This window comes from Arthrobacter sp. StoSoilA2 (assembly GCF_019977195.1).
GTDB lineage: Bacteria > Actinomycetota > Actinomycetes > Actinomycetales > Micrococcaceae > Arthrobacter.
The window spans coordinates 1170796-1196139 of record NZ_AP024643.1 but is presented as its reverse complement, the minus strand read 5'-3'; the positions used below and the strand labels follow the sequence as shown (position 1 = coordinate 1196139).

Genomic DNA, 25344 nt, shown 5'->3' with positions numbered 1-25344 from the left:
TCTTAGGCTCCGTTTCCGGCCGGAGACGCTGAAGCAGCGCTGGCCAGTAGTGAATCAATGTGTTGGGAGATCCTTGTGGCGATCAGGCCAAAGGAGACTGCGCCTGGATCCGGATGGCCGAGGCTCTTCTCGGCAAGTGGGCGCGCCCGGCCCTTGAGCGGCCGCAGTTCAGCGGTATGCGCGGCAGCCAATTCAGCAGCCGCAGCGGCTGCTGCCAGTGCCCGATCAACGGGAGCACCGCCGTCGAGCTCTGTCAGGAAGGCGTCCCGGAACGGCAGGAGGGCGTCCACCATGGTCTTGTCTCCGGGCTCGGCCTTGCCGAGTTCGGTGATGGCCAGGACGAAGGCCTTCACCGCGGCGGCGGCGTCGCGGGACGAATACGATTCGCGGTTGCCGAGTGCTTGGCCGGCCGCGATGACCGCCGAACCCCACAGCGCGCCGGATGTTCCGCCTGCCCGTTCGCTCCAGGCCTCGCCGGCCGCTGCAAGGACCCGCGCTACCGATGAGCCCGACTCGGCCTCGCCCGCAGCAGCCGCAGCGTCGACGCCGCGACGCATGCCGATTCCGTGATCACCATCGCCGGCGATAGCATCCAGCTTGCCGAGCTCGTCTTCGTGTTCGACGACGACATCGCGGACCTGGCCGAGAACCGCCACGGCCTGCCGCCCGAGTTCCGCCGCCGCCGGGGTGGGCTGTTCGACGTCGGCGGTTTCGGCGTCGACGATCGCTGCCTCGGCGCGCGCTGCGCGGGGTGCCATGCTGCCCTTGCGGAAAGCGGGAGTATCGGCGGGCGCGGCCCAATACTGTTCGAGTTCCTCGTCCAGCCAGAGCAGCGTCAGGGACAGTCCGGACATGTCCAAACTGGTCACCAGCTCGCCGCATTCCGGTTCAATAACGGTGAGGCCAGCGGCGGTGAGCAGCTTTTCGACCTTGCCGAACAGCAGGAAGAGCTCGTCGTACTTCACAGTGCCCAGGCCGTTGACGATCGCCACCACGCGATCCCCCGCGTCCTCAGGCTTGTCCGCGAGCAGCTTGGAAACCAGAAGCTGTGCAAGCTCGGACGCGGTGGGCATCGGGTGTTCAGAGATGCCCGGCTCACCGTGGATTCCAAGGCCCAGGGACATCTGCCCGGCCGGGACGTGAAACAGCGGATCCTTGGCACCAGGCAGCGTACAACCGTCGAAAGCCACGCCGAGGGACCGCGTCCGGTAGTTGGTCTTGATGGCCAAACGCTCGACGTCGTCAAGGTTCAGTCCCGCTTCGGCGGCGGCACCGGCAATCTTGAAGACTGTCAGGTCGCCCGCGATGCCGCGGCGCTTCCCTAGTTGATCGATGGGTGCACTGGCGATGTCGTCAGTGACGGTGACAGTGCGCGTTTCGATGCCCTCGGCGTTGAGGCGGAGCTGTGCCTGCCCGAAGTGCAGGACGTCGCCAGCGTAATTGCCGTAGCTGAGCAAAACCCCACCTCCGGCATTGGCCGCTTTGGCCACGCGGTATACCTGGCCGGCCGCCGGGGAGGCGAACATGTTGCCGCAGGCCGAGCCGGTTGCGAGACCGGGGCCGACCAATCCGGCGAAGGCCGGGTAGTGCCCGGAACCGCCGCCGACCACCAACGCCACTTGCCCGGCAGGTACTTCGGTGGAGCGGACCACGCCGCCATCCACCCTGGCAACATAGCCGCGGTTGGCAGCCACGAAGCCGTCCAGGGCTTCATCGGCAAAGTCTGCCGGGTTGTCGAAAATCTGTGTCATTCCTTAGACTCCTGCGAATTCTGTCGCGGGCTGTTGCCGGCCTTGCGCGACCTGGCTCGTGCCGAGTTTGTAACCCTCCGTCTTCGGCAGGACGTGGCGGCGCAGGTATTCCTGGTTGCTGGCCGTGACGCTGAGCCCGTCGCCACCGTAATGCTCGGTGCAGAGGATGCCCTGGAAGCCGACCGAGAGAGCGAACTTGAATGCCTCGCGGTAGTTGATAAGACCGCTTTCCATGGGTGCGGGCATGGTGATGTAGCTGTCACGGGCCACATCTTCGTCGCGGATGTAATTCTTCATGTGCCAGTAGTTGGAGTACGGCAGGGTCTTGGCCACCATCTCGCGCCAGTCCTCGATGGGACGGTGCAGGCGGATCAGGTTACCCAGGTCCGGGTTGAGGCCGACGTTGTCCAGATCGATGTCCTGGACCAGCTGTACGGAGGAATCAGCGGTGCCGAGGTAGGTGTCCTCGTACATTTCCAGGGAGATGAGGATGCCGGCTTCTGCTGCATGCTTGCCAAGTTCGCGGAGGCGGCTCACGGCGTTGCCCCACCGTTCCTTGTCCCCTACCGGGTCCTTGTAACCCTCCACCGTCCAGAACCACAACTGCTTCTGCTGCTCCGGCGTGATGGCCTGGTGAAGTCCGAAGGAGACAACCTCGCATCCGAGCTCCGCAGCGGCATCGATGGTGCGGTGGCTGTAGGCGAGGTTGTCGGCCCAGTCCGTCTGGTGGATGACGCTTCGGCGGATTGCCGAGATGACGGGCACTCCGATTCCCACTTCGTCAGCCGTCTGCTTGAACTCGGTCAGCCGATCCGTGCTGAGATCGCCCGGACGGACCCAGCTGTCGGTGAGGTCCGCGTTGGCGAACCCGGCTTCTTTTACTTCCTGGAGGACGCCCGCCCACACGGAGGCATCGGCGTCGTTGATGTGCCGCCCCGCAGCGTCGGTGCCGGGGAACTGCAGGAGGGCCGCGGTGATGGGCCAATTCTCGGCGGTATACGCCATGGTGAACACTCCTTCGTGAAATCCTGTTTCCTATAGGATTTACGAACCAAGCAAAGCTGTCAACCCTTTTCGCGAAACTTCCTAGATCCTATATGTCTTACATATGTCTGTGAAGGCGGTCACGCTGCACATGAAGAAGGCCCGCCGCGTTCGCGGCGAGCCCTTACGGATCGGTGGGTGTTCAGTCTTCAGGGGCGTCAGCCATGGCCCTACCCCGCACCTTTTCCACGTGCTGGATCATTGCCTCCGCCGCTTTCCCCGGATCTCCGCTGGACATCGCGTCGAGCACGGCTTGGTGTTCGGCGATAGCCTGCTCCGCATCCGTGATACCCACTCCCCCAAACAACCGGAAGCGCTGGATCTGACCGCCCAGTGTGTTGTAAGCGGCGAGGAGGAACTGGTTCCTGGCTTGCGCCGCGATCAACTGGTGGAAACGCTCGTCAGCCTCCAGGTAACTGCGGTACTCGGCAAACGTACCGCCCCTGGGTGCCGTCTTGAGATCCTCAACGGCCTGCTTCAATGCGTCCAAGCCTTCCGAAGTCATTCGCTCGCACGCCAGGCGGGCATTCACAGGCTCTATCGAAAGCCGTGCTTCCATGAGTTCCGCGAAGTCCTCCCGCGTGAACACGGGGGCAACGCGATACCCCTTCAACGCCACGCGCCGCACCATGCCCGTATGCTCCAGTCGCGCCAACGCCTCGCGTACCGGAGTGGGGGAAACGTCCAGTTCCCGCGCCATTCCGTCAATGCTGACGGCCGCCCCGGGTTCGAGCCGACCATCCATGAGCCATTCGAGGAGGGCTTCATAAACGTGATCGGCCAGCACCTGGCGGCTAACGGGAAAGCCGGGGCGGGCAAGAGCCGGCGAAGGTTCAGACATGCCACAAATCCTATAGGAACGGGCGCGCACAAGCCCGGGACGTCTCCCGCACCAGCTATCTCACCCCGTCACATTGCGCCCCCACTCCCCCAACTGGGTCGCAGCAGAGCGCGTTTTGAGCCGTCAAAACGCGCGCTGCTGCGACCTAGTTGGGCAGGCACACGTTAAAGCACGACGCCGGCACTCGCGTGAGTGCCGACGTCGCAGTCTTGCTGGGTTCTGCGTGGTTAGTTGGAGTAGAACGGGTAGTCCGTGTAACCCTTTGCGCCCTCGGCATAGAACGTGGACGCATCCGGCTCGTTGAGCGGGAGGCTTTCACGCCAGCGGCGCGCGAGGTCCGGGTTGGCAATGGCGGGGCGGCCAACCACAACACCGTCCGCGAGGCCATCGGCCACCAATGCAAGAGCTTCCTCGCGCGTCGTGATTTGGCTGAAGCCAGTGTTCACCAGGAACGTGCCGTTGAAGCGTTCGCGAAGATCCTGGACCAGGGCGCCCTTGGGGTCGTGGTGCAGGATGCTGAGGTACGCCAGGTTGAGCGGCGCAATGGTCTCCACCAGCACTTCGTAGGTAGCGCGGACATCGGCTGCATCCGTCTCGGCGATTCCCTGCACATTGTGTTCCGGGGAGATACGGATGCCCACGCGGTTTGCACCCAGTGCCTCAACCACCGCATTGACGGTCTCGATCACAAAGCGCGCGCGGTTCTCCGGGGACCCACCATAGCTGTCGGTCCGGATATTGGAGTTGGGCGCAAGGAATTCGTGCAGCAGGTAACCGTTGGCGGAGTGGAGTTCCACGCCGTCAAATCCTGCCTCGATCGCGTTCTTGGAAGCAGTGACGATCTCCTGGATGACTGACGGCAACTCATCGGTGCGGAGTTCGCGGGGCACCGGGTAGGGCTGCTTGCCATTGGGCGTGCGGACATCGCCCTCGATGGCAACAGCACTCGGGCCCACGATTTCGTGGCCGCCCGTGATGTCCGCGTGCGAAACGCGGCCACCGTGCATGATCTGGGCGAAGATACGTCCACCCTCCGAGTGAACGGCGTCAGTGACCGTCTTCCAGCCTGCAATTTGCGCTTCCGTCACCAGGCCAGGCTGGCCCGGGTACGACTGACCCGCCGCCGTCGGGTATGTTCCCTCGCTGACGATCAAACCAAGGGACGCGCGCTGCCGATAGTGTTCGGCGATCAGTGACCCCGGAACTCCCTCAGCACCGGCCCGCAGCCGGGTCAAAGGCGCCATCACGAGTCGGTTGGGAAGTTCAAGCTCACCGAGGGCCAAGGGGGAAAACAGCATGCGCAGTTCCTTTCAGAATGAATCAGGTTCATTCTGGGCAACTGTGCAGCGTCTGCAACTATTCCGCTTGAGAGGCAGATCACAGGCTGCTTAGCCCTGGCCCCGTAGCTTCATGGCGTCGTCGAAGCATTCGCAAAGGGCCAGCACGGCAACAAGGTGCGCTTCTTCAGCGTGCGGCGGATCAGTGTCGATGCAGATCGCCTCGTTGACCGCCTGGGCAAGGTCTTTGGACTCCTTGCCGGTCAAGGCCCAAACGCGCGCTCCGGCGGCTTTGGCAGCGGCAGCGGCCTCCCGGAGATCATCCGTGATTCCCTTCGCAGCGAGCAACACCACGATGTCTCCGCGGCGAACCTGCCCTCGAATCTGGTCGCTGATGCTTGCGCGGTCGCCGTCATTGGCGCTACTGCTGACAGATATGGCCTTGAAGGCAGAGCCAGCGCCGGGCGAACCATGATTGGCATCGTGGGCCGCCAGTTCGGAGGTGAATCTCTGTGCCTCGTGGGCAGAGCCATCGCTGCCGGCAGCAAAAACGCTTCCGCCACGAAGACGGACACGGGCCAGTTCCTCACCCCATTCAGCGAGCCGCGACGATTCACGGCGCAGGGCCGCTACCGCGGGGCCGATCTCGCCCAAATGGCCAAGAACGACGTCAACTGCATGCCGCTTTTGCCTTGAATCCGTCGGGCGCACCACCTGTCCCGGTCGCCTTACCACGATGCTCACTTCCTGCCTCCGTTTCACCGTAGGAACTTACACGTTCCTATCTCCGTCCCGCCTGGAACTGTCCCGCACAGAGTCGTCCCGCAAAGGCTCTTCCCTGACACTTTCCCGTGCCGAGCGATCCCGTGTTAGCCGTTCCTCACGCGAACCCATGTCACGGTCACGTTCACGATCGGTGTCGTTCTCCCGGTCGCGGCCGGTCCTGACATCCGGGTCCACCTTGTCGGCATGGCGCAGGTGCTCCTCAACGCGGCCACTGGCTTCTTCGGCCTTTTCCGCGTGCCGGTCGGCTTCGCGCCGGAGCCGGTTGGCCTCGACTTCTGCCTGAACGGCAGCAGCCTCGGCTTGGGCCGACTGGGCCTTCGCCTGGTGTGCGCCGACGGCTTCCTGGTCTGCCTTCTCGCGCAGTTCCCCTGCCCGACGGCGATTGAGCTCGGTCTTCTTCTTACGCCCAACTACTACCGCAATAATCACAGCTGCGACTACGACGACGGCCAACACGATGATCAATACCAGTTGTCCTGTGTCCATGTGGATTGCCTCCCTCGCGAACGGCTTTGTTTGGGCGCCGCCCCTAGCCCATGCTGTGCTTAGTACCCAAAGTTGTACCCATCCCGTGCTCGTTCCAAACGCTTTCTGATCACGTGGACAGCTATCTCCTCTCAGCTTAACACCAATTATCAGGTTACTTACTAAGTGGCGCGCGCAGGTGACCCGGGACGGTCGCCGCGGACCGCCGTCGTTCTACTGCTGCAAAATCAGGCGCGTTTAGCTGCCCGTCGGCTCTGGATGCTCCCGGGCGCGCTTCTCCTCCGGCGTCTCGCGGCTTTCATCAGGGATGAAGGTAGGGTCCACTTCGGTAGTGAAGTCACCCGTCCCGGCGCTGCTGCCCTCGTGCTCGACGTCGGCAGGTACCGCGGGCTTTGAGGCTTCAGCGGGCGCTGCGCTTTCGGAAGACGTTTGGTCCGGTTCGCTCGATGCTTCGCTCATAGCCTCAATCTAGGCCCGGCATCCGGGGCTGTCGAGGCTACCGAAGACCTTGTGCGCCGCTGCCAACTCTGCTTCGCTGGGAAGGTCTCCTGCAGCGCGGGACACCTCCAGCCCCCAAAGCAGGGAGAGCGATTGTGAAAGCAGTGACGTGGCAAGGAAGACGCTCAGTGAGCGTTATTGATGTCCCCGATCCCACTATCCAGGAACCCACGGATGTCATCGTCCGAATAACATCTTCAGCCATTTGCGGCTCGGACCTGCACCTCTATGAAGTCCTCGGCCCCTACATGCACAAGGGCGACGTCATCGGCCACGAGCCCATGGGAATCGTCGAAGAAGTGGGTCCGGAGGTCCACCGGCTCAAGAAGGGCGACCGGGTAGTCGTGCCTTTCAACATCTCCTGCGGCCGGTGCTACATGTGCAACCAAGGCCTCCAGTCGCAGTGCGAAACCACGCAGGTCAAAGCCAAGGGCACAGGGGCCGCACTCTTTGGATACTCCGAACTCTATGGCTCTGTACCGGGCGGCCAAGCACAGTACCTGCGTGTGCCTTTCGGGGACTATGGGCCCATAAAAGTAGATTCAGACCTCCCCGATGAACGCTATCTGTTCCTCTCGGACATCCTGCCCACTGCGTCGCAGGCCGTGGAATACGCGAACGTCCCCGAGGGCGGCACGTTGGCGGTTATGGGACTCGGCCCCGTGGGCCAGTTCGCCTCCAGAATTGGCGTCCACAAGGGTTTCCGTGTCATTGGCGTAGATCCTGTTCCCGAGCGCCGGGCCATGGCGGAAGAACATGGGGTGGAGACGATGGACTATGGCCCGGACGTTGCAGCCCGGATCCGCGAACAGACCCTCGGCCGGGGCCCCGATGCGGTAGTGGATGCAGTGGGCATGGAAGCCCACGGCTCCCCGGTGGCATCATTCCTGCACCGGGCCGTTTCCCTGCTCCCTGACAAGCCGGCGCAGGTAGCCATGGAGACGATGAGCGTGGACCGCCTTGCTGCCCTCCACACAGCTGTGGATATGGTGCGCCGCGGCGGCACCGTTTCACTCAGCGGCGTTTACGGTGGCCAGGCCGATCCCATGCCGCTGATGACCATGTTCGACAAGCAAGTCCAACTCCGCATGGGGCAATGCAACGTCCGCAACTGGACTGACCAACTGCTCCCCTTGGTAGAGGACGACGCCGATCCGCTGGGAGTCATGCATCTGGTCACCCACACTGGTGGTTTGGACGATGCACCGGACTTGTACGAGAAATTCCAGAAGAAGCAGGACGGCTGCATCAAGGTGGTGCTCAAGCCCTGATTTCGTGAAGGATCCGATTGGTGGAACTGCCTGGCTGGCTATACCGGCTGGATACCGGGAGGCTCCCTATGCGAGGTGCCTTCCGCCGGTAACCCCTATAACCGAGCCGGAAATATAGCTGGACTCCTCTGTCGCAAGGAGCACATACGTCGCGGCAAGTTCAGCAGGCTGACCGGCCCGGCCGAGGGGCGTGTCCTGCCCGAACTTCACGATCTTTTCCTCCGGCTGGGTTGGTGGCTGCAACGGAGTCCAAACGGGTCCGGGAGCTACCGCATTGACCCGGATTCCCTTAGGACCGAGGGACTCTGCCAACGAGAACGTCATGCTGTTGATGGCTGCCTTGGTGGCGGCGTAATCGATGAGAGAGGGACTCGGATGGTAGCCCTGGATCGATGAGGTGTTGATGATCGAGGACCCCGGCTGCAAATGAGGCAAGGCCGCCTTGGTAAGCCAGAAGAGCGCATAGACGTTGCTCTTGAAGGTCCGGTCGAACTGTTCGCTGGTGAGGTCTTCGATCCCCTCGCTGGTCGTCATTTGGAAACCTGCATTGTTGACCAGGACGTTCAGCCCATCAAATTCCTCGATGGTTTGGGCGATGACTTCCTGGCAGAATTCCTCGTCCCGCAGATCCCCGGCAGCGCCAGGGCACGGCTGCCCGCGGCCTCGATCAACTGGACGGTCAATTCGGCGTCCTGTTCCTCTTCCGGCAAATACGTGAACGCCACATCTGCGCCTTCACGGGCGAAGGCAATGGCTACCGCCTTCCCAATCCCGCTGTCGCCGCCTGTAATCAAGGTCCGGAAACCCATCATCCGGTGATGGCCCACGTAACTTTGCTCCCCGTGATCCGGACGCGGGATCATCGCCTCGGTCCAGCCCGGGTAGTCCTGGGTTTGCGGTTCGAACTCCCCCGACGGATACATCGTCCGTGGATCTGACGCCTCTTCAGGATCCTCCGCCGGGTTAAGGACGTGGTTTTCCAACGCCATCACGATGTCCTCGTCGAGGTCGGTTGTTGACTCGACCTGCCCGGATTCCTCGACCTGCCCGGCCTCTTCGTTCCGCTCATCCTGTGCCATGCCTCATTCTAAGCACCCTGACTATTCGCACACAGCGTCAGCCCAACTAGGTCGCATTAGATGCCGTTTTGAGGGCCCAAAACGACATCTAATGCGACCTACTTGGGGCAGCGGGCCTATTTTTGGGCCGGCAGCACCAGTGCGCCTGACTTATCCGTGGACAAGGCAAGGGAAGAGATGAAGCGGGGTTCGCCGTCGGGACCGTCCTGGCCTGAGCGGAGCATGTCCGGGCGTTCGAACTCAAGTCCGGTGACGTGGCAGAGGAGCTTCTCGTCGCTGGGGTTTCCGTCGGCGTCGAACATGGGCAGGTCAATCCCGTCATCGGCACGGCGGAGGTAGTAGCGGCCACGTGTTGCCAAAGCCAGGACCGGGGGAAGTACCAAAGCAAGGACGACGGCGAAAATTGGCGAGTACGGCTGCACTCCGGCACCGAAAGCCCCAAAGAAGACCGCGATGGACACCCCCGCCGACACCAGCATGGAAACGAAACCGACCGGGTTGACGGCGTAAAGCATGCCCCGGCGGAACTCAGGAACCTTGGGCGAGATCTTCAGGAGGTACTTGTTGATGGCGATATCGGAGGCGACTGTGACCACCCAGGCCATGGCGCAGTTGGCGTAGAAGCCAAGGATCGTGTTGAGGAACTCGAACATGTTCGATTCCATCAGGACCAACGCGATCACCAGGTTGACCACCACGAACACCATGCGGCCCGGGTAGGTCTTGGTGATGCGGGTGAACGAATTAGTCCAGGCAAGCGAGCCGGAATAGGCGTTGGTGACGTTGATCTTGATCTGCGAGATGACCACCAACACAACGGCAAGGGACATCGCGAGCCACGCAGGCATCATCTCCTGGTACACGCCCAGGAACTGGTGGACTGGTTCGTTGGCGTGCACGGACGCGGCGGGGTCCAGCCGGGCGATCAGGTAAATGGCGATAAACATGCCCACCACCTGCTTGATGGCACCGAAAATAACCCAACCGGGTCCGGCAAGAATTACGGCACGCCACCAAGCGCCCTTGTTCTCCGCGGTCTTGGGTGGCATGAAGCGCAGGTAATCGATCTGTTCGGCGATCTGGGCCATCAGCGAAAGGCAAACACCGGCAGCCAGCATCACGGAGGCAAGGTTGGTCCCGCCCCCGCCCGAAGCACCGGTGTACGCGAAGAAGGCGTCGATGCTCTCCGGGTGTGACAGCAGCAGATAACCAACGGGAACCACCATGAGCAGCAGCCACAAGGGCGTGGTCCACACTTGCAAAGTGGCAAGGGTCTTCATCCCGTAGATCACCAGCGGAATGATGATGATGGTGGACACGGCATAGCCAAGCCATTGCGGGACGCCAAGCCCCAATTGCAGGCCCTGGGCCATGATGGAACCCTCGAGGGCAAAGAAGATAAAGGTGAAGGTCGCGAAAATGATGTTCGTGACCACTGAACCGTAGTAGCCAAAGCCTGACCCGCGCGTGATGAGGTCGAGGTCGATGTTGTAGCGGGCGGCGTAGTACGCCAGTGGAAAGCCCGTGGCGAAGATGATCACTGCGGCCACGATGATGCCAACGATCGCGTTCACGGTGCCGTAGGCGATGCCGATGTTTGCCCCGATCGAGAAGTCAGCAAGGTAGGCGATCCCGCCCAGCGCACTGGTCGCCACCACACCCGCGCTCCACTTCCGGTAGGAGCGCGGGGCGAACCGGAGCGTGTAGTCTTCCAGGCTCTCCTTCGCCGCGCTCATCGCATCGGCGTTCCCCGCCGTCGTAGCTCTTTGGGTGTCTGTCAGAACGTCGCTCATCCGGGCTCACTTTCAAGATTCGTGGTCGGTGCTTCGCCAACGACGCTAGTCACGCGGCGGGTCAAATCAGTCACAACGATGTTTCACAGCTGTAACTTCTGCACCAGCTCTTTCACCCCTAAGCCATAAGGGCGCTCCAAAAACCGTGAGGCCACTTTGTGCGGACCCCACAAAATCGCGTAACGCGCCCACGGATACCGTCAAGTCCATGACGACCCAAACAACTGATCGAACCCCAGCAGGCGCTGCCTACGCCATCCTGGACATCGCACGCGAGCAGGTCCTTGAGCGTGGTGAAGGCCTCAACGAAGCCCAGCTTGTGGAGATCCTCCAACTTCCTGACGAAGCGATACCCGCGGCCATGCAGCTCGCCCACGAGGTCCGGCTGAAGCACTGCGGCGAGGACGTCGAGGTTGAAGGCATCATCTCCATCAAGACCGGCGGCTGCCCTGAAGACTGCCACTTCTGTAGCCAGTCCGGCCTGTTCGATTCCCCTGTCCGAGGCGTCTGGTTGGATATCCCCGAGCTGGTGAAGGCCGCCAAGGAAACAGCCGCCACCGGCGCCACGGAGTTCTGCATCGTCGCAGCTGTGCGTGGCCCGGACATCAAGCTCATGAACCAGATCAAGTTCGCGATCGACCGCATCAACGAGGAAGTTGATATCAACATTGCGTGCTCCCTGGGGATGTTGACCCAGCGCCAGGTCGACCAGCTGGCCGAGTGGGGCGTCCACCGCTACAACCACAACCTCGAAACCGCCCGCAGTTACTTCCCCGAGGTCGTCACCACACACAGCTACGAGGAACGGCTGGACACCTGCAACATGGTCAAGGCCGCCGGCATGGAACTGTGCTGCGGCGCCCTGATCGGCATGGGTGAAACCCTGGAGCAGCGGGCCGAACTCGCCGCCCAGCTGGCGGCTTTGGAACCGCACGAAGTTCCGCTGAACTTCCTCAATCCGCGCCCTGGAACGCCGCTGGAAAACCAGGGCATCATGGACGGCAAGGACGCCCTCCGCGCCATCGCCGCCTTCCGGCTCGCCATGCCTCGCACAGTGCTCCGCTACGCTGGCGGCCGCGAACTGACCCTCGGGGATCTCGGAACCCGCGATGGCTTGCTCGGCGGCATCAATGCCGTGATCGTGGGCAACTACCTCACCACCTTGGGCCGCCCCGCCACCGCCGACCTGAACCTCCTGGTGGAGCTCAACATGCCCATCAAGGAACTCCAGAAGTCGCTATGACCGCGGTTGACGCAATGACGGCGGGCTACTGCGGGCATTGCGGGGGCGCGCTTGCCGGCACCCAAGGCGAGCGCCCGACGTCGGACCCCCACCCGACGCCGGACCCCCACCAGGGCTGCCACCAACGGTTGGCGATGGAACCGCCCAGGTATTGTGCGCAGTGCCGCCGCCGGATGAAGGTCCAGGTGACGCCGCTGGGATGGTCGGCCGAGTGCTCGCGTCACGGACGGTTGTCCCGATGACGTCGCTGATCGAGCGGGAGTCCCTGATCGAGCGAGGTTCCTTGATCGAGCGCGATCGGGCGAGCCTGTGGCATCCTTACGCTCCGGCGTCCGGGACGCTGCCGCTTTGGGAAGTTGAAGCGGCCGACGGCGTGGCGCTGCGGCTTCGGGACGAGGACGGCCGAACGCATGAGGTGCTGGATGCGATGTCGTCGTGGTGGTCGGTGATCCATGGGTATCGCCATCCTGTGCTGGATGCCGCGGTTCAGCGGCAGTTGGGGTCCTTCAGCCATGTGATGTTCGGTGGGCTGACGCATCAGCCTGCAGTGGATCTTGCGGAGAACCTGCTGGCGCTGGCACCAGGCGAGCCCGGCCGTCGGTTGGAGCGCGTGTTCCTGGCTGATTCCGGTTCCATCTCCGTGGAGGTTGCCCTGAAGCTGGCGGTGCAGTTCCAAACAGCGTCCGGGCGTCCACAACGGCAGCGTTTCCTGACGGTCCGCGGCGGCTATCACGGCGACACGTTCGCGGCGATGGGCGTGTGTGATCCCGTTGACGGTATGCACTCCGCGTTCCCTGGTTTGCTGGCGGATAACGTGTTCGCGCCGCGCCCGCCAGCCGCGGCGGCCACACCAGCAGCTATCAGCGAGTGGCGGACATCAGTCGAGGAGCTGGCCCGTGAGCATTCCAACGAGCTCGCGGCGATCATTGTGGAACCTGTCCTGCAAGGGGCCGGCGGGATGTTCATCTACCCGGCGGAGTGTGTGCGAATCCTCCGTGAGGTGGCTGACGAGTATGGCCTGCTGCTCATCCTGGACGAGATCGCCACTGGTTTCGGACGAACAGGCGAGTTGTTCGCGGCGAATCGTGCCGGCGTTGTCCCGGACATGCTATGCGTCGGCAAGGCGCTCACGGGTGGGTACATGACGCTGGCCGCAACGTTGTGCACGGGCGAGGTTGCCCGGGTGGTCTCCGTCGGTGCTGCCGGAGCGCTCCTCCATGGCCCCACCTTCATGGGCAACCCGCTCGCCTGCGCCGTTGCCAACGCGAGCATCGGACTACTGCGGGACAGGGATTGGCGTGCGGACGTTGACCGCGTAGGCGCAGGCCTCGCGGAGGGCTTGGCCCCGGCGTTGGGGCTCGACGGCGTCAGGGACGTCCGCGCGATCGGGGCGGTGGGCGTCATTGAGTTGGCGGACGCGGTGGATGTCGCTGCCGTGACCCGTGCTGCCGTGGAACACGGCGTGTGGATCCGCCCGTTCCGCAACCTTGTCTATACGATGCCGCCGTACATCAGCTCAACGTCCCAGATCAGGACCATCACCGCAGGCATGGTGGCGGCAGTCTCCGCCGCCGCAGACAGGCTGGGGGCCAGAGCATGAGCGTCTCCATGACCACTTGGTTGGAACAGCAGGCAGGGGTCCGCGAGCGCCGGGGGCTGGTGCGGAAGCCGACAGTGCGCGACCGCGCCCGCGCCAGTGATAGCGCCAGCCACCGCGGGATGATCGACCTCGCCAGCAACGACTATTTAGGCCTGTCCACCGACCCGCGTATGGCGGCAGCTGCCATGGACGCGATCAGGCGCTGGGGCACTGGCGCTGCATCGTCCCGGTTGGTCACCGGCACCACGGAGCTGCATCTTGAGTTGGAGCACCACCTTGCCCTGTTCACCGGAGCGGAAGCTGCGTTGGTGTTCTCCTCCGGCTACCTCGCCAACCTGGGTGTCACCACGGCTTTGGGTGGTCCCGGAACGTTGATTGTGGCGGATGAGTACTGCCATGCCTCGTTGATCGATGGTTTGAGGCTGAGCCGCTCCGAGGTGCGGGAATTCAAGCACAATGACGCTGCGGATGCGGCACGCCTCCTGGCGGAACGGACACAGCTGCGAGCCCTTATTGTTGTGGAGTCCATTTACAGTGTGGGCGGGGATGCCGCTCCCCTACAGGAGTTGTTCAGCCTGGCCCAGGAACAGGATGCCATGCTGCTGATCGACGAGGCACACAGCCTGGGCGTTGCCGGCGTTGGCGCCTTTCAGGGGCAGGGCGCCGTGGCGGGTACCAGCCTCGCGGACCATCCGGGCGTTGTCCGCACGGCCACCCTGTCCAAAGCATTGGGGAGCCAGGGCGGGGTAGTGCTCGGTTCCGGCCTGCTGCGGGAGCACTTGGTGAACCGCTCGCGGAGCTTCATTTTCGACACCGCGTTGGCCCCGCCCGCAGCGGCCGCTGCCATGGCCGCCGTCGGGATCATCCTGCAGGAACCTTGGCGCGCCGCGGCCGTCCATCACAACGCAGCCGCTCTCGCCGCCCGACTGCAACCCGCGTTGGGAGGCCCAGCCGCCGTCGAGCGGTGTGCCGGAGCGGTGCAATCCATCCCCATGCCATCAGCGGAAGCTGCCTTGGCTGCGAGCCAGGCCGCGTACGCTGCCGGCGTCCAGGTGGGCTGTTTCCGGCCACCATCGGTGCCGGACGGAATCTCCCGCCTGCGACTCACGGCCCGTGCCAATCTCACCCCCACCGAACTCGACCACGCCTGCGCAGTGCTGCGCGACATCCTGGAGCGAACCTCATGAAACTTCCCCGCATCATCCTGGTGACCGGTACCGATACCGGCGTCGGGAAGACCATCACGACGGCGGCACTCGCCGCGGCGCTGAAGCAACGCGGCTGTTCGGTAGCGGTCTACAAGCCCTGCCAAAGCGGCAACGTGGACGGTGATTCGGACTGCGCGGAAGTAGTGCGGCTTGCCGGCCCGCTTACGGCCGAGGCCGGCATCGTACTCGAACAGCCGTTGGCTCCCGTCCCCGCGGCTGCCTGTGATGAGGTGGAGCTGCCGCAGCTTGCCTCGCATGCCCGGCGAATCCGTGCACTGGCCAACACGCACGAGCACGTCCTTGTGGAAGGTGCAGGCGGGGTGCTGGTTGAGTTGGACCACGACGGCGGGACGCTGGCTGACCTGGGCACCCTCCTGGGCGATTCGGCTGGCTTCGCCGTTGTGGCACGGCCGTCGCTGGGCACGTTGAACCACACGGCGCTGACGCTCGAAGCCCTCGATCGGCGGGGCCTGCCGGTGGTCGGTGTTGTGCTTGGCAGCTGGCCTGCTGTCCCTGGCGCTGTGGAGCGCAGCAACCGCGCCACCATCTCCGACTGGCCTGTGCCGCTGCTGGGTGCCATCCGGCAGGAAGCCGCCGGAATGGACCCGGGCGTGTTCCGCGAACACGCGGCCTCCTGGCTTGCCGGGGTGCCGGCATGAGCACCGTTACTACATGCCCCTATAAGGTGCTGCGCGATCCGGACACCGTCCGCGAGGTCCTTCACCGGCCCGAAGACTTCAGCCCTGCCAATGCGCTTCTGGCAGTGACACCCCTGAGCGGTCAGGCTCTCCGCGTCCTGCAGAAGGCGCGCTTCGCCCTTCCACCCGTTCTGGCCAGCAACCACTCCCCCTCACATGCAGCTATCCGCAAGGTAGTGGCGGGCTTCTTCACGCCTGCCAAGGTGGCCGCCATGGAACCGCGCATCCGGCAGCTCTCCAGGGAGTCGGCCGCAGCCGCAGCCCAGGTCCTTGGTTCTGCGGGAAATGTTGATTTGGTGCAGGCAGTGGCCGCGTATCCGCCGGCAGTCATCATGTTGGAGATGCTGGGGCTTCCCGCCCGCGACCTCCCCCGGTTGAAAGCGTGGAGCCTGGACTCCCTTGAGTTGTTCTGGGGCTGGCCGGATTCTGAACGGCAGCTCCAGCTGGCCCAGACCGCGGCGGACTTCTACAGCTGGCTGCGGGAGCTGGTCCTGGAATCGGTGGAGGCACCGGTAGTTCCCGGCGCAACAAACCTGTTCAGGGCACTCGCAGACCACGGGCTGAGCACGCCGGAGATCTGTTCTTTGGGCTACTTCCTGCTCATCGCGGGCCAGGAGACCACTACGCAGCTCATCAGCACCACGCTGTTCCGTCTGGCCGAGGGCTCGCGGGGAATCTCCTGGGACGAGGCCTCCTCCAGCGCCAAAGCCCGCGGGATTGTTCGTCATGTGCTGGCCACCGAGTCTTCCGTGCCTACCTGGCGGAGGGTGGCCGCCCGCGATACCGAGCTTAATGGCGAGCACATCCTTGCGGGCGAGGAAATCCTGGTGGAGCTGACCGGGAACCACGGCTTTCCCTGGGCGGCCGGTGAAGGCAGCGGTGAGTCTGCCGGGGAAACCACCGACCATCAGGGACCCACGCCCTACGGCTTGGCCTTCGGCTCCGGAATCCATCGCTGCCTTGGTGCCAAACTCGCCGAGCTGGAGACCGTCGTCGTGGTTCAGGAAACCACCGCGGCGCTGAAGGGGGTCCGGCTCGGGGACCCCAACCCCGAATGGCTCCGTTTGCTATCGTTCCAGGCTCCCCGGACCGTAACAGTAATCCCTGGGTAGGCTGGACTGTATGGGCGAGAGCCGGGACTTGCTGACGCCGGAGCAGCGTAGCCGAAACATGTCCAGGATCAGGGGCAAAAACACCAAGCCCGAGTTACTGGTCCGCAAACTCCTGCATGCCAAGGGGTACCGCTACCGGTTGCATGGGCAAGCCGGCGGGACCAAGCTGCCGGGTCGGCCGGATTTGGTGTTCTCCGGCCGTCGTAAGGTCATTTTCGTCAACGGCTGTTTCTGGCACTTCCATGATTGCAAGGTCGGCCTGCACTCCCCCACTGCCAATGCGGCGTTCTGGGAGACCAAGCGCACGCGGACCCGTGAACGCGATCAGATACAGAGGGAACAGCTGCGCGCTGCCGGCTGGGACGTGCTGACGGTGTGGGAGTGCGAGTTGCGGGACAGCTCAGTCCTTGAAGAACGGCTGACGGGGTTCCTGGAGGGGCCGTTGGAGGGCCATTCGCCCTATGGCGCCTTCGGCCCGGCATTCCCGGCGGACCCAGCGGAGTCCGATTGATTAGTGCTGTTGTGTGAACCTTGCTCCCACAACGCATACGCTGACGTTCCACCAATACCCAGCAGCACCGTCAGGCACAACACGATGATGACCATGAGCCCCGCTGAGGGCCGAACATCACCGTTCATGCTGATTTCCAATCCTTTACCCACGCCTTGATCCCCCCGCTTCGGCGATTACTCCATTTCCTTTACTTACTTTCAGCGACTTCGATCAAGACTCCCTCTGAGTCCGCTCAAGATTGGATCAAGCTTTCGCTTTCGGGCATTTCGATAGTTCCCCGGGACCTACTGTTGAATCGTGCATCTATTGTTCGGAGGCGGGAGGGGTTTGGTGTCTGAGTATGACGAGTGCACAGACTCACTGGTTGATCCCACCGTCCTCACCGAACTCCAGGCAGAGCTTGGAGGAGACCGGTCCATCGTCACCAGGTTCGTCCGTAACTACATCGATCTCCTGCCGTGGCGGGTGGGTCGCCTGCATCACGCACTGAACAACCTGGACATTGAAGACGCCATGGACGCGGTACTGAGCCTGAAGACTTCAAGCCACATGGTAGGGGCCATCTGCATGCGCCGCTTGGCCACGGAGTTGGAAATCAGCATCAGGCTCCTCCCCAACGCCGGGCACCTTCAGGAACTGAGGGAGCAAGTGCAGACGATCGAGGCCTTCGTGTTCGGTACGATTTGCGAACTCCAACCCTCGATCTCGTAAAGATCTTCACGAAAATAAAGAAAACCATTGACTCGCTAAAAATCTTCACTATAGTTGTGTGAGTTAGCTCACCAACGAAGGATGCGGCAATGACTACCGAGACTCCTGCACCGCCAGCCACCAGCGAACTGCTGGCAACTGTGGGGAACAAGGTGCGCACCATGCGCAAGGCAAAGGGCATGACCCTCGCCCAGCTCTCGGACATCACCGGCCTCAGCCAGGCGATCGTCAGCCAAATCGAACGCGGAATGGCCAACCCTTCCTTCACCACCCTCGCCCAATTGGCCCACGGCCTGGACATCCCTGTAGGGAGATTCTTCATTGGCCAGGACCAATCCACCTCACCTGTGGTCCGCAGATCCGAGCGACGCAACCTCAAGAACGTCACCCGTGAATCCGTGGGCGAAGCCGTACATGAATTGCTGACTCCCAACCGCGACGGAAGCATTGAAGCGCAATGGATCAGCACGCCCCCAGGGCACGACACCAGCGCCACCCCTTTTACCCACAGTGGTGAAGAGTTCTGCTACATCATTTCCGGCCGTAAGGACGTCTATCTGGACGGCGTCTGCTACAGCCTGGAAGAGGGCGACTCGATCACCTACTCCTCAGAAATCCCCCACTGGTACAAAAACAGCTACGAAGAGGTATGCGTAGCCATCTGGGTCAACGCACCACACGCGTGGTAACACTGCCGCCCCTTAACGGCGCCAGCGTTTTCCCTTAACTGTCCGGACACGAACCGTGGCCGCAGACAATCCTTGCCACTTTCGCACGAAGCGCCTCCTCCAACAGGCGTTCCTGCGTCATACCCTCCCACGCCCTCCGGGGCGTCAGCGTAAGGACACTTCCATGCTCAACACCCAAACGACGGACAACGCCGTCCCGTCACCAAGCACCAGCCACTCCTCCCCCACAAAGAACCCAAAGTTCACTCCGCAGGTCCGCAAAGGACTGTTGGGGCTGGGCCTCGGCAACGCCCTTGAATGGTACGACTGGATGGTCTTCGGCCTCCTGTCAGCCTTCATCGGCCCGAACTTCTTCCCCAACACAGAGCCACTCTCCGCCACCCTGAATGCATTGGCCGTGTTCGCCGTCGGGTTCGCCTTCCGCCCTCTAGGCGGCATACTGCTGGGGACGCTCGCAGACCGGATCGGCCGGCGTCGGGTCATGCTGTTGTCCATCATGCTCATGGCCGGCACCACGCTGATCATTGCCATCACGCCCAACTACGCCACCATTGGCGCCTGGGCCGGCATCATCCTACTGGTGTGCCGCATCCTGCAGGGTATCTCCACAGGAATCGAAGCCCCACTCTCCACCTCACACGCTGTGGAGCTCGCTCCGGAAGGCCGCGAAGGCTACGTAGCCGGCATCATGTCCTTCTACGTGAACATCGGCATCCTCCTGGCCTCGCTGGTGAGTTTCCTCTGCAGCCTTGTCCTCGGCGGCGCAGCCATGGCCGATTGGGGCTGGCGCGTACCGTTCATCATCGGCGCAGCCTTCGGTTTTGTGGTCCTCTACCTTCGCCGCTCCCTGCCGGAGACGCTCAAGGCCGAGGAAATGGCCACGAACACGCCGCGTGCCGTGTGGTCCGGAGTCCGTAAGCACTGGCTCTCCGTCCTTGCCATCATCTTCGTGGTGGGTGCCGCACAGGCCTACAACTACGCCTGGAACGTTGGCCTTCCCACCGCAGCCCGCAGCGGTTTCAAGGAAGATCCCACCGCGGTCTTCGCCCTCACCACCATCCTGGCCGTCATCCTCGTAGTGGGCAGTTGGGTCATCGGCAAGCTGGCCGACGGCAAAGCAATGTCCCGCTGGTTCCTGGTGACCCGCATCCTCGCCATCCCGTCCGTGTTCCTCATGCTGATGTACGTCCAGCCGGGCATTGGCGGATTCGCAGCGGTCCTCCTGGGTGGCTCGATCGTCCTGGTCCTGAACATGACCCTCTACAACGTGGTCAGCTCATCCCTGATGCCCAAGAACATCCGCGGCACCGGCGTTGCGCTGGGCTACGGCATCGGCGTCGCCCTCTTCGGCGGCACTGCCTCCTACCTTCTGGTCTGGTTCCAATCCCTGAACCTCACCTGGGTCTTCCCGGTCTACGTGGCCGTCCTCTCCATCCTCAGCATCGTTTTCTACCTCGCCGCACGCCGCTCCAACGGCATCTTCGTCGGAAAGTAAGGACTCCATCATGAACTCGCTTGAACTCAGCACTACGACGGCGGACCTCACCGCCCCGGTCATCTCACGGTCCGACGTCCTGGTAGTCGGTGGTGGTCCCGCAGGCGTCGCTGCAGCGGTTACCGCCGCCCGCTCAGGAGCCAAAGTTACGTTGCTGGAACGCTATTCGTCCTTGGGTGGACTCGCTTCCGGCGGCATGGTCCTGGTGCTCGATGACATGATCAACGGCCAGGAAATCACGGTAACCGGCATCGTCTCCGAGTACGTGGAGCGCCTCCAGAAGCTGGGCTTGGCGATCGTTCCGCCAGCGGATGACCGCAAGACCTCCGAGGAACTCTGGAACAAGTGGGGCCGCTACGGCACCTTCGACTTCCACTCCCACACCAACCCGAAGCCCATCTGCTATGCAGCCGCTTTCGATCCCGACGGCTGGAAGCGCGTCTCCAACGACCTCGTCCGCGAGGCCGGCGTGGACCTCCGCCTGCACTCCTGGTTCTCCCGTCCCATCGTGGACAACGGCGTGATCAAGGGCGTCATCTGCGAAACGAAACTGGGCCCGCAGGCCTTCATGGCCGACGTCGTGATCGACACCACCGGCGACATCGACGTCGCCTCCCGCGCCGGCGCCAGCTATGCCAAGGACAACTACCTCACCACGCTGGTCTTCCGTTTGGGCAACGTGGATACCAACGCCGCCGAAGCCTTCGAACAGGCCAACCCCAAGGAAGCCCGCGCCATCAACCGCAAGATCAAGCGACTCCTCGGCGGCGCCTGGGAACTGTGGTGGCTCAAGACACCCATCGACGGCGTGGTCTGGTGCAACGCCCCGCACATGAGCGGATTCGACGGCGTCGATCCCGCCGACATGACTGCCGCGGAGTTCGCAGCCCGGGACCGGATCTCCGAGGCCGTGGAGTACGTCCGTGCGAACCTGCCCGGCTTCGAAAACTGCTACATGCTGGATGTCGCCTCCCAAATGGGTGTCCGCCAGACCCGGCTCCTGCAGGGCGAGTACGTCATGACCAAGGACGACGTCACCCAGCGCCGCCACTTCGCGGACACCGTTGCCCGCGGCCGTGACTACTACTACCCGTACCGCTCGCTGCTGCCCAAGGAAGTGGACCAGCTGCTGGTGGCCGGCCGCCACTACTCCGCCACTCCGGAGGCACAGAAAATGTCGCGCGAAATCCCACCCTGCATGGCAATGGGACAGGCCGTCGGCGTTGCAGCGGCCCTCGCCGTGGAAAACAACGTGTTGGTCCGCGACGTCTCCGCGCTGGATATCCAGCAGGGCATGCGCCGGCATGGTGCTGACCCAGGCGACGTCCCGTCGTCGAACGCTACCGTCGACGCAACAGCAGCGGTGCCGGCATGAGCACCGTAATTCTGGAACAGACAACGGAAAGCACGACGGCGGCACTCGCCGCCGGGGCTCCGGTACCAACGCCACTCCCGCTGGACGGCATCAAAATCGTGGACTTCACACAGGTGTTCATGGGCCCGTCCTGCACCCAACTGCTGGGCGATTACGGTGCGGACATCATCAAGGTGGAACGCCCCGGCGCAGGCGACATTTCGCGCAATTCCTTCCCGGACCAGGACGGCCAGGACAACCCGATCTTCCTGTCCATCAACCGGAACAAGCGCAGCGTCTCTGTGGATACCCGCACTGAGGAAGGGCGCGAGGTGCTGCACCGGCTCATGGCTGATGCGGACGTGGTGGTCAGCAACTTCCGCTCCGGAGTCATGGAACGCATGGGCTTCGGGTACGAGGACCTCAAGGCCACGAACCCCGGCATCATCTGGGCGTCGGGCACAGGCTTCGGTCCCGACGGCCCCTATTCCCACAAGGGTGGTCAGGACGCGATCGCGCAGGCCTACTCCGGTGTGATGTGGCGGAGGGAGTCCGAGGACACCAAACCCGCCATCTACCCCACCACCCTCTGCGACTACATCACGGGCATGCACCTCATGCAGGGCATCCTGCTGGCACTGCGCACCCGGGAAACGTCGGGGATCGGGCAGCGGGTTGAAGTGACCATGTATGACTCCATGCTGCACCTGCAGATGCAGGAAGCGTGCATGCAGCTCAACCGCGGCTACGAGGTCAACTGGGGTGCCATGCCGTTGAGCGGCGTCTTCGAAACCACCGATGGCGCCGTGTGCATGGTAGGCGGATTCACGCCTGACCCACTGGCACGGATCTCCGACGCCCTGGGCTTGGACGAGGACCTCACGCAGCGCCCCGAGTTCGCCAATCTCGAGCAGCAGTTCCAGAACAAGCCCGCGCTGCAGGCGATCTTCCGCGAGCGCATCGCCACCAACACCACCGAGTACTGGACGCACCAGCTTGAGGAGCAGGGGCTGCTGAATGCTCCTGTGCACACTTTGGAGCAGGCCCTTGCGGATGCGCAGACCGAGGCCAACGGCATGATCGTGGAAGCCGAACACCCTTCGGTGGGCACGGTGCGGATGCTGAATGCGCCGATCCGGCTTTCCGCCACCCCGCCCACTATTCGCCGTGCCGCACCACGTTTGGGCGAGCACAACGTAGAGGTCCTGTTGGAGAACGGCTTCGACGAGGAGACCATCGAACGCCTGCAGCAGTTGGGAGTCCTGCGATGACCGCGGTGGTTGAAGCCCCAGTGGATACCGTCACCCTGACCATTGAGAACCACGTGGCAACGGTGGTGATCGACCGCCAGCACGTCCTCAATGCCGTCGACGCCAACACCCACACCCGGCTCAACGAGATCTGGGAACAGCTGGAGAACGATCCTTCAGTACGTGCTGTGGTCATCACGGGCGCAGGATCACGTGCCTTCTCGGTTGGCGCGGACATGTCCGCCTCCGCCGTGGACAAGACGGGCCTGGAATACTGGGCCGGCCTGGATCCCAACGGCTTCGGCGGCCTGAGCCTGCGCACCTCCCTGGATATTCCGGTCATCGCCCGGGTCAACGGCTACGCCCTGGGCGGCGGCATGGAAATGGTGCTCGGTGCCGACATCGTGGTGGCGGCCGATACCGCGAAGTTCGGCTTGACGGAGCCTCGGGTTGGGCGGTTGGCGCTCGACGGCGGCATCCACCAATTGGTGCGACGGATCCCACACACGCAGGCCATGGGCATGCTCCTGACCGGCCGGAAAGCCGAGGCAGCGGAGATGCAGTCCATGGGGCTCGTCAACGAGGTTGTTCCTGCCGAAGAGCTCGACGCCGCAGTGCAGCGCTGGGTGGACCAGATCCTTGCGTGCGCCCCCACCTCAGTCCGGGCCGTGAAGCAAATGGTCACCCAGACTTCCCACCTGACGGCCAAGGAAGCCCGCGGCCTGCGCCTGCCCGCTCTCATGGCGGCGCTGGACAGTGAAGACTCCGCCGAGGGAGTGCGCGCTTTCCAGGAAAAGCGCGCGCCCGCCTGGCCGGGCCGCTAATGCCAATCATCACTTCGAACGAAGATAAGGAGATACCGATGCAGCCATCAGCTGCGCTCGAATCCCGGGAACACCCAATGCAGCACCCTGAATCTTTGTCTCCAGGCGTTTGGGGCGTTGTTGCCACGCCATTCCAGGGCAGCACGCTGGACGTTGACCTGGACAGTTTGTCCGAGCTCGTGGAGCACTACGAGGCCATCGGTGCCACGGGACTCACCGTACTGGGAGTCTTCGGCGAAGCAGCCGCACTGACGGCGGGGGAACGCCGGGAAGTACTGGAGACCGTCGTCGAATGCACCGCGCTGCCGTTGGTGGTGGGCGTGACTGCCCTGGCCACCCGGCCTGCCATTGAGGAAGTCCGGGTTGCCCAGGATGTTGCCGGAAAACGCCTGGCAGCTGTGATGGTACAGGCTAACTCGGCCAAGCCCGAGACAGTGATTGCGCACTTGGATGCCATCCACAGGGCTACTGGCGCCAAGGTTGTCCTTCAGGATTATCCGATGGCAAGTGGCGTCAGCATCCCCACGCCCGCTCTGATCAAGGTGGTGACGTCTTGTGACTTCGTCATAGCCGTCAAGGCCGAAGCACCTCCTACCAGCGTCGCGATCGCGGAGCTGAGTGCCGGCGTCGGGGTTTCAGTCTTTGGTGGCCTCGGCGGGCAGGGACTGCTGGATGAACTGATGGCCGGCGCAGCAGGCGCAATGACTGGTTTCTCCTACCCTGAAGCCCTCATAGCTTGCGTGCGGGCATGGCAGCAGGACGGCTATGAAGCAGCACGGCGCGAACTGCTCCCTTACCTGCCGCTGATCAACTTTGAGCAGCAGGCGAAGGTGGCGCTGGCTATTCGTAAGGAGTGCCTGCGCGAACGGGGACTCATCAAGGACCCGGGCGTTCGCGCCCCTGCAGCGGGCTTCCCCGAAGCCCTGCGCGGGAGTATGGGCACACATCTTCGCGAGGCAGCGTCAGCCCTTGAAAATGACACGACCCTTGCAAGGAGCCTGTGATGGATCTGGGAATCGCGGGCAAGACCGCTTTGGTTGCCGCCTCCACGGGTGGGCTGGGCCTGGCCGTAGCGCGTGCCCTGGCTGCCGAAGGCGTTCGCGTTGCCATAGTGGGCCGCCGTCGGGACCGTGCAAAGGAGATCGTCGCTGAACTGCAGGCCGCGTACGGAACCGGCTCATTTGGAACGAGCGGTTTCGACGCGGTGGCGATCGAAGCGGACCTCACAACGCCCGAGGGCATCGAATCGGCAGTCGAACAGACGATCGCTGATTTGGGACCCATCGACATCCTGGTCCTCAACGGCCCTGGCCCCAAACCCGGTGCCGCTGCCACGCTGAGCTCCGAAGACATTGCGGCGGCGTTTGATCTCCTGGTCAAACCGCAGCACGCTTTGGTTTCCCACGTGCTTCCCGGGATGCGGGAACGGCGGTGGGGCCGGATCCTGGCTATCGGGTCCAGCGGCGTGACAGCCCCGCTTCCCAACCTCGCGGTCTCCAACACCGGACGTGCTGCCCTTGCCGGTTACCTCAAGACCCTCGCTGCCGAAGTTGCCCTGGACGAGGTCACCGTGAACCTGCTCCTGCCGGGCCGCATCGCCACGGAAAGGGTCACACAACTTGACCACGCCGCCGCCAAGCGACGCGGGACCACGTTGGAAGACATCCAACTCGAATCCCGCAAGACCATCCCCGCCCGACGCTATGGAGAACCCGCCGAGTTCGGTGCCCCTGCCGCCTTCCTGTGCAGCGCGCCGGCGTCGTACATCACCGGAGTCGCGCTCAGGTGCGACGGCGGACTGATCCGCAGCCTCTAGCCTC

At 63.3% G+C, this 25344-nt stretch carries 23 protein-coding genes and 1 pseudogene; 15 read left to right on the top strand and 9 right to left on the bottom strand.

Going from position 1 to position 25344, the window contains the following annotated elements; genetic code table 11:
• Window positions 1-2: 2 nt before the first annotated feature.
• The 7 genes from dhaL to LDN82_RS05525 all read right to left on the bottom strand — a co-directional run bounded on the left by dhaL (window position 3) and on the right by LDN82_RS05525 (window position 6644).
• Window positions 3-1751: a dihydroxyacetone kinase subunit DhaL gene (gene dhaL, locus LDN82_RS05555; RefSeq protein ID WP_224166656.1), complete on the bottom strand. Its 1749-nt coding sequence runs from the start codon at window positions 1749-1751 to the stop codon at window positions 3-5.
• Between the two features lie 3 nt (window positions 1752-1754).
• The gene (locus tag LDN82_RS05550; RefSeq protein WP_224166655.1) at window positions 1755-2756 is read right to left on the bottom strand and encodes a sugar phosphate isomerase/epimerase family protein; all 1002 of its coding nucleotides are present in this window, start codon (window positions 2754-2756) and stop codon (window positions 1755-1757) included.
• Window positions 2757-2937: 181 nt separating this feature from the next.
• Window positions 2938-3636, bottom strand: coding sequence for a GntR family transcriptional regulator (locus tag LDN82_RS05545; protein WP_224091297.1), 699 nt, complete (start codon window positions 3634-3636; stop codon window positions 2938-2940).
• A gap of 227 nt (window positions 3637-3863) precedes the next feature.
• Window positions 3864-4934 (bottom strand): alkene reductase, encoded by a 1071-nt coding sequence (locus LDN82_RS05540; protein WP_224166654.1) that lies wholly within the window; start codon window positions 4932-4934, stop codon window positions 3864-3866.
• A 90-nt stretch (window positions 4935-5024) separates the two neighbouring features.
• The gene (locus tag LDN82_RS05535; protein WP_224166653.1) at window positions 5025-5657 is read right to left on the bottom strand and encodes an SIS domain-containing protein; all 633 of its coding nucleotides are present in this window, start codon (window positions 5655-5657) and stop codon (window positions 5025-5027) included.
• Between the two features lie 27 nt (window positions 5658-5684).
• Entirely contained in the window at window positions 5685-6185 is a 501-nt protein-coding gene (locus LDN82_RS05530) for a hypothetical protein (protein ID WP_224166652.1), read from the bottom strand.
• Between the two features lie 237 nt (window positions 6186-6422).
• Window positions 6423-6644, bottom strand: coding sequence for a hypothetical protein (locus LDN82_RS05525; protein ID WP_224166651.1), 222 nt, complete (start codon window positions 6642-6644; stop codon window positions 6423-6425).
• Between the two features lie 134 nt (window positions 6645-6778).
• Here LDN82_RS05525 and LDN82_RS05520 point away from each other — a divergent pair, with 134 nt between their 5' ends.
• Window positions 6779-7954 (top strand): zinc-dependent alcohol dehydrogenase, encoded by a 1176-nt coding sequence (locus tag LDN82_RS05520; RefSeq protein ID WP_224166650.1) that lies wholly within the window; start codon window positions 6779-6781, stop codon window positions 7952-7954.
• A 66-nt stretch (window positions 7955-8020) separates the two neighbouring features.
• On the opposite strand, the pseudogene LDN82_RS05515 reads toward LDN82_RS05520, so the two are convergent.
• Both LDN82_RS05515 and LDN82_RS05510 read right to left on the bottom strand, forming a co-directional pair.
• Window positions 8021-8943, bottom strand: a pseudogene (locus LDN82_RS05515) (SDR family oxidoreductase).
• 206 nt (window positions 8944-9149) lie between these two features.
• Window positions 9150-10826, bottom strand: coding sequence for a hypothetical protein (locus LDN82_RS05510; RefSeq protein WP_224166649.1), 1677 nt, complete (start codon window positions 10824-10826; stop codon window positions 9150-9152).
• A gap of 208 nt (window positions 10827-11034) precedes the next feature.
• On the opposite strand from LDN82_RS05510, the gene bioB reads away from it, so the two are divergent.
• From bioB to LDN82_RS05440, 14 genes are all read left to right on the top strand, one after another.
• Window positions 11035-12069, top strand: a complete 1035-nt coding sequence (bioB, locus tag LDN82_RS05505; RefSeq protein ID WP_224166648.1) for a biotin synthase BioB — start codon at window positions 11035-11037, stop codon at window positions 12067-12069.
• Window positions 12070-12307: 238 nt separating this feature from the next.
• On the top strand, window positions 12308-13669 hold the full coding sequence (gene bioA / locus LDN82_RS05500; protein WP_224166647.1) for an adenosylmethionine--8-amino-7-oxononanoate transaminase: 1362 nt from the start codon (window positions 12308-12310) through the stop codon (window positions 13667-13669).
• An 8-nt stretch (window positions 13670-13677) separates the two neighbouring features.
• The gene (locus tag LDN82_RS05495) at window positions 13678-14856 is read left to right on the top strand and encodes an 8-amino-7-oxononanoate synthase (protein WP_224166646.1); all 1179 of its coding nucleotides are present in this window, start codon (window positions 13678-13680) and stop codon (window positions 14854-14856) included.
• Window positions 14853-15536, top strand: coding sequence for a dethiobiotin synthase (bioD, locus tag LDN82_RS05490; protein ID WP_224166645.1), 684 nt, complete (start codon window positions 14853-14855; stop codon window positions 15534-15536). Before LDN82_RS05495 ends, bioD begins: the two co-directional genes overlap by 4 nt.
• Window positions 15533-16687: a cytochrome P450 gene (locus tag LDN82_RS05485; RefSeq protein WP_224166644.1), complete on the top strand. Its 1155-nt coding sequence runs from the start codon at window positions 15533-15535 to the stop codon at window positions 16685-16687. The genes bioD and LDN82_RS05485 overlap by 4 nt, the downstream gene beginning before the upstream one ends.
• A gap of 10 nt (window positions 16688-16697) precedes the next feature.
• Complete coding sequence (locus LDN82_RS05480) at window positions 16698-17198, top strand: very short patch repair endonuclease (RefSeq protein WP_224166643.1); 501 nt, start codon at window positions 16698-16700, stop codon at window positions 17196-17198.
• A gap of 333 nt (window positions 17199-17531) precedes the next feature.
• Window positions 17532-17912, top strand: a complete 381-nt coding sequence (locus tag LDN82_RS05475; protein ID WP_224091274.1) for an Hpt domain-containing protein — start codon at window positions 17532-17534, stop codon at window positions 17910-17912.
• Window positions 17913-18001: 89 nt separating this feature from the next.
• Window positions 18002-18601 carry an XRE family transcriptional regulator gene (locus LDN82_RS05470; RefSeq protein WP_223936112.1) on the top strand — a complete coding sequence of 200 codons (600 nt, stop codon included), beginning with the start codon at window positions 18002-18004 and terminating at the stop codon, window positions 18599-18601.
• A 163-nt stretch (window positions 18602-18764) separates the two neighbouring features.
• Window positions 18765-20096: an MFS transporter gene (locus tag LDN82_RS05465; RefSeq protein WP_224166642.1), complete on the top strand. Its 1332-nt coding sequence runs from the start codon at window positions 18765-18767 to the stop codon at window positions 20094-20096.
• Between the two features lie 10 nt (window positions 20097-20106).
• On the top strand, window positions 20107-21471 hold the full coding sequence (locus LDN82_RS05460; protein ID WP_224166641.1) for an FAD-dependent oxidoreductase: 1365 nt from the start codon (window positions 20107-20109) through the stop codon (window positions 21469-21471).
• Window positions 21468-22721, top strand: a complete 1254-nt coding sequence (locus LDN82_RS05455) for a CaiB/BaiF CoA-transferase family protein (protein WP_224166640.1) — start codon at window positions 21468-21470, stop codon at window positions 22719-22721. The genes LDN82_RS05460 and LDN82_RS05455 overlap by 4 nt, the downstream gene beginning before the upstream one ends.
• Complete coding sequence (locus LDN82_RS05450) at window positions 22718-23524, top strand: enoyl-CoA hydratase-related protein (protein WP_224166639.1); 807 nt, start codon at window positions 22718-22720, stop codon at window positions 23522-23524. The genes LDN82_RS05455 and LDN82_RS05450 overlap by 4 nt, the downstream gene beginning before the upstream one ends.
• Before the next feature lie 38 nt (window positions 23525-23562).
• A complete protein-coding gene (locus LDN82_RS05445) occupies window positions 23563-24528 on the top strand; it encodes a dihydrodipicolinate synthase family protein (RefSeq protein WP_224166638.1) in 966 nt (321 codons plus the stop codon).
• Window positions 24528-25340: an SDR family oxidoreductase gene (locus LDN82_RS05440; protein WP_224166637.1), complete on the top strand. Its 813-nt coding sequence runs from the start codon at window positions 24528-24530 to the stop codon at window positions 25338-25340. The genes LDN82_RS05445 and LDN82_RS05440 overlap by 1 nt, the downstream gene beginning before the upstream one ends.
• The last annotated feature ends 4 nt before the right edge of the window (window positions 25341-25344 follow it).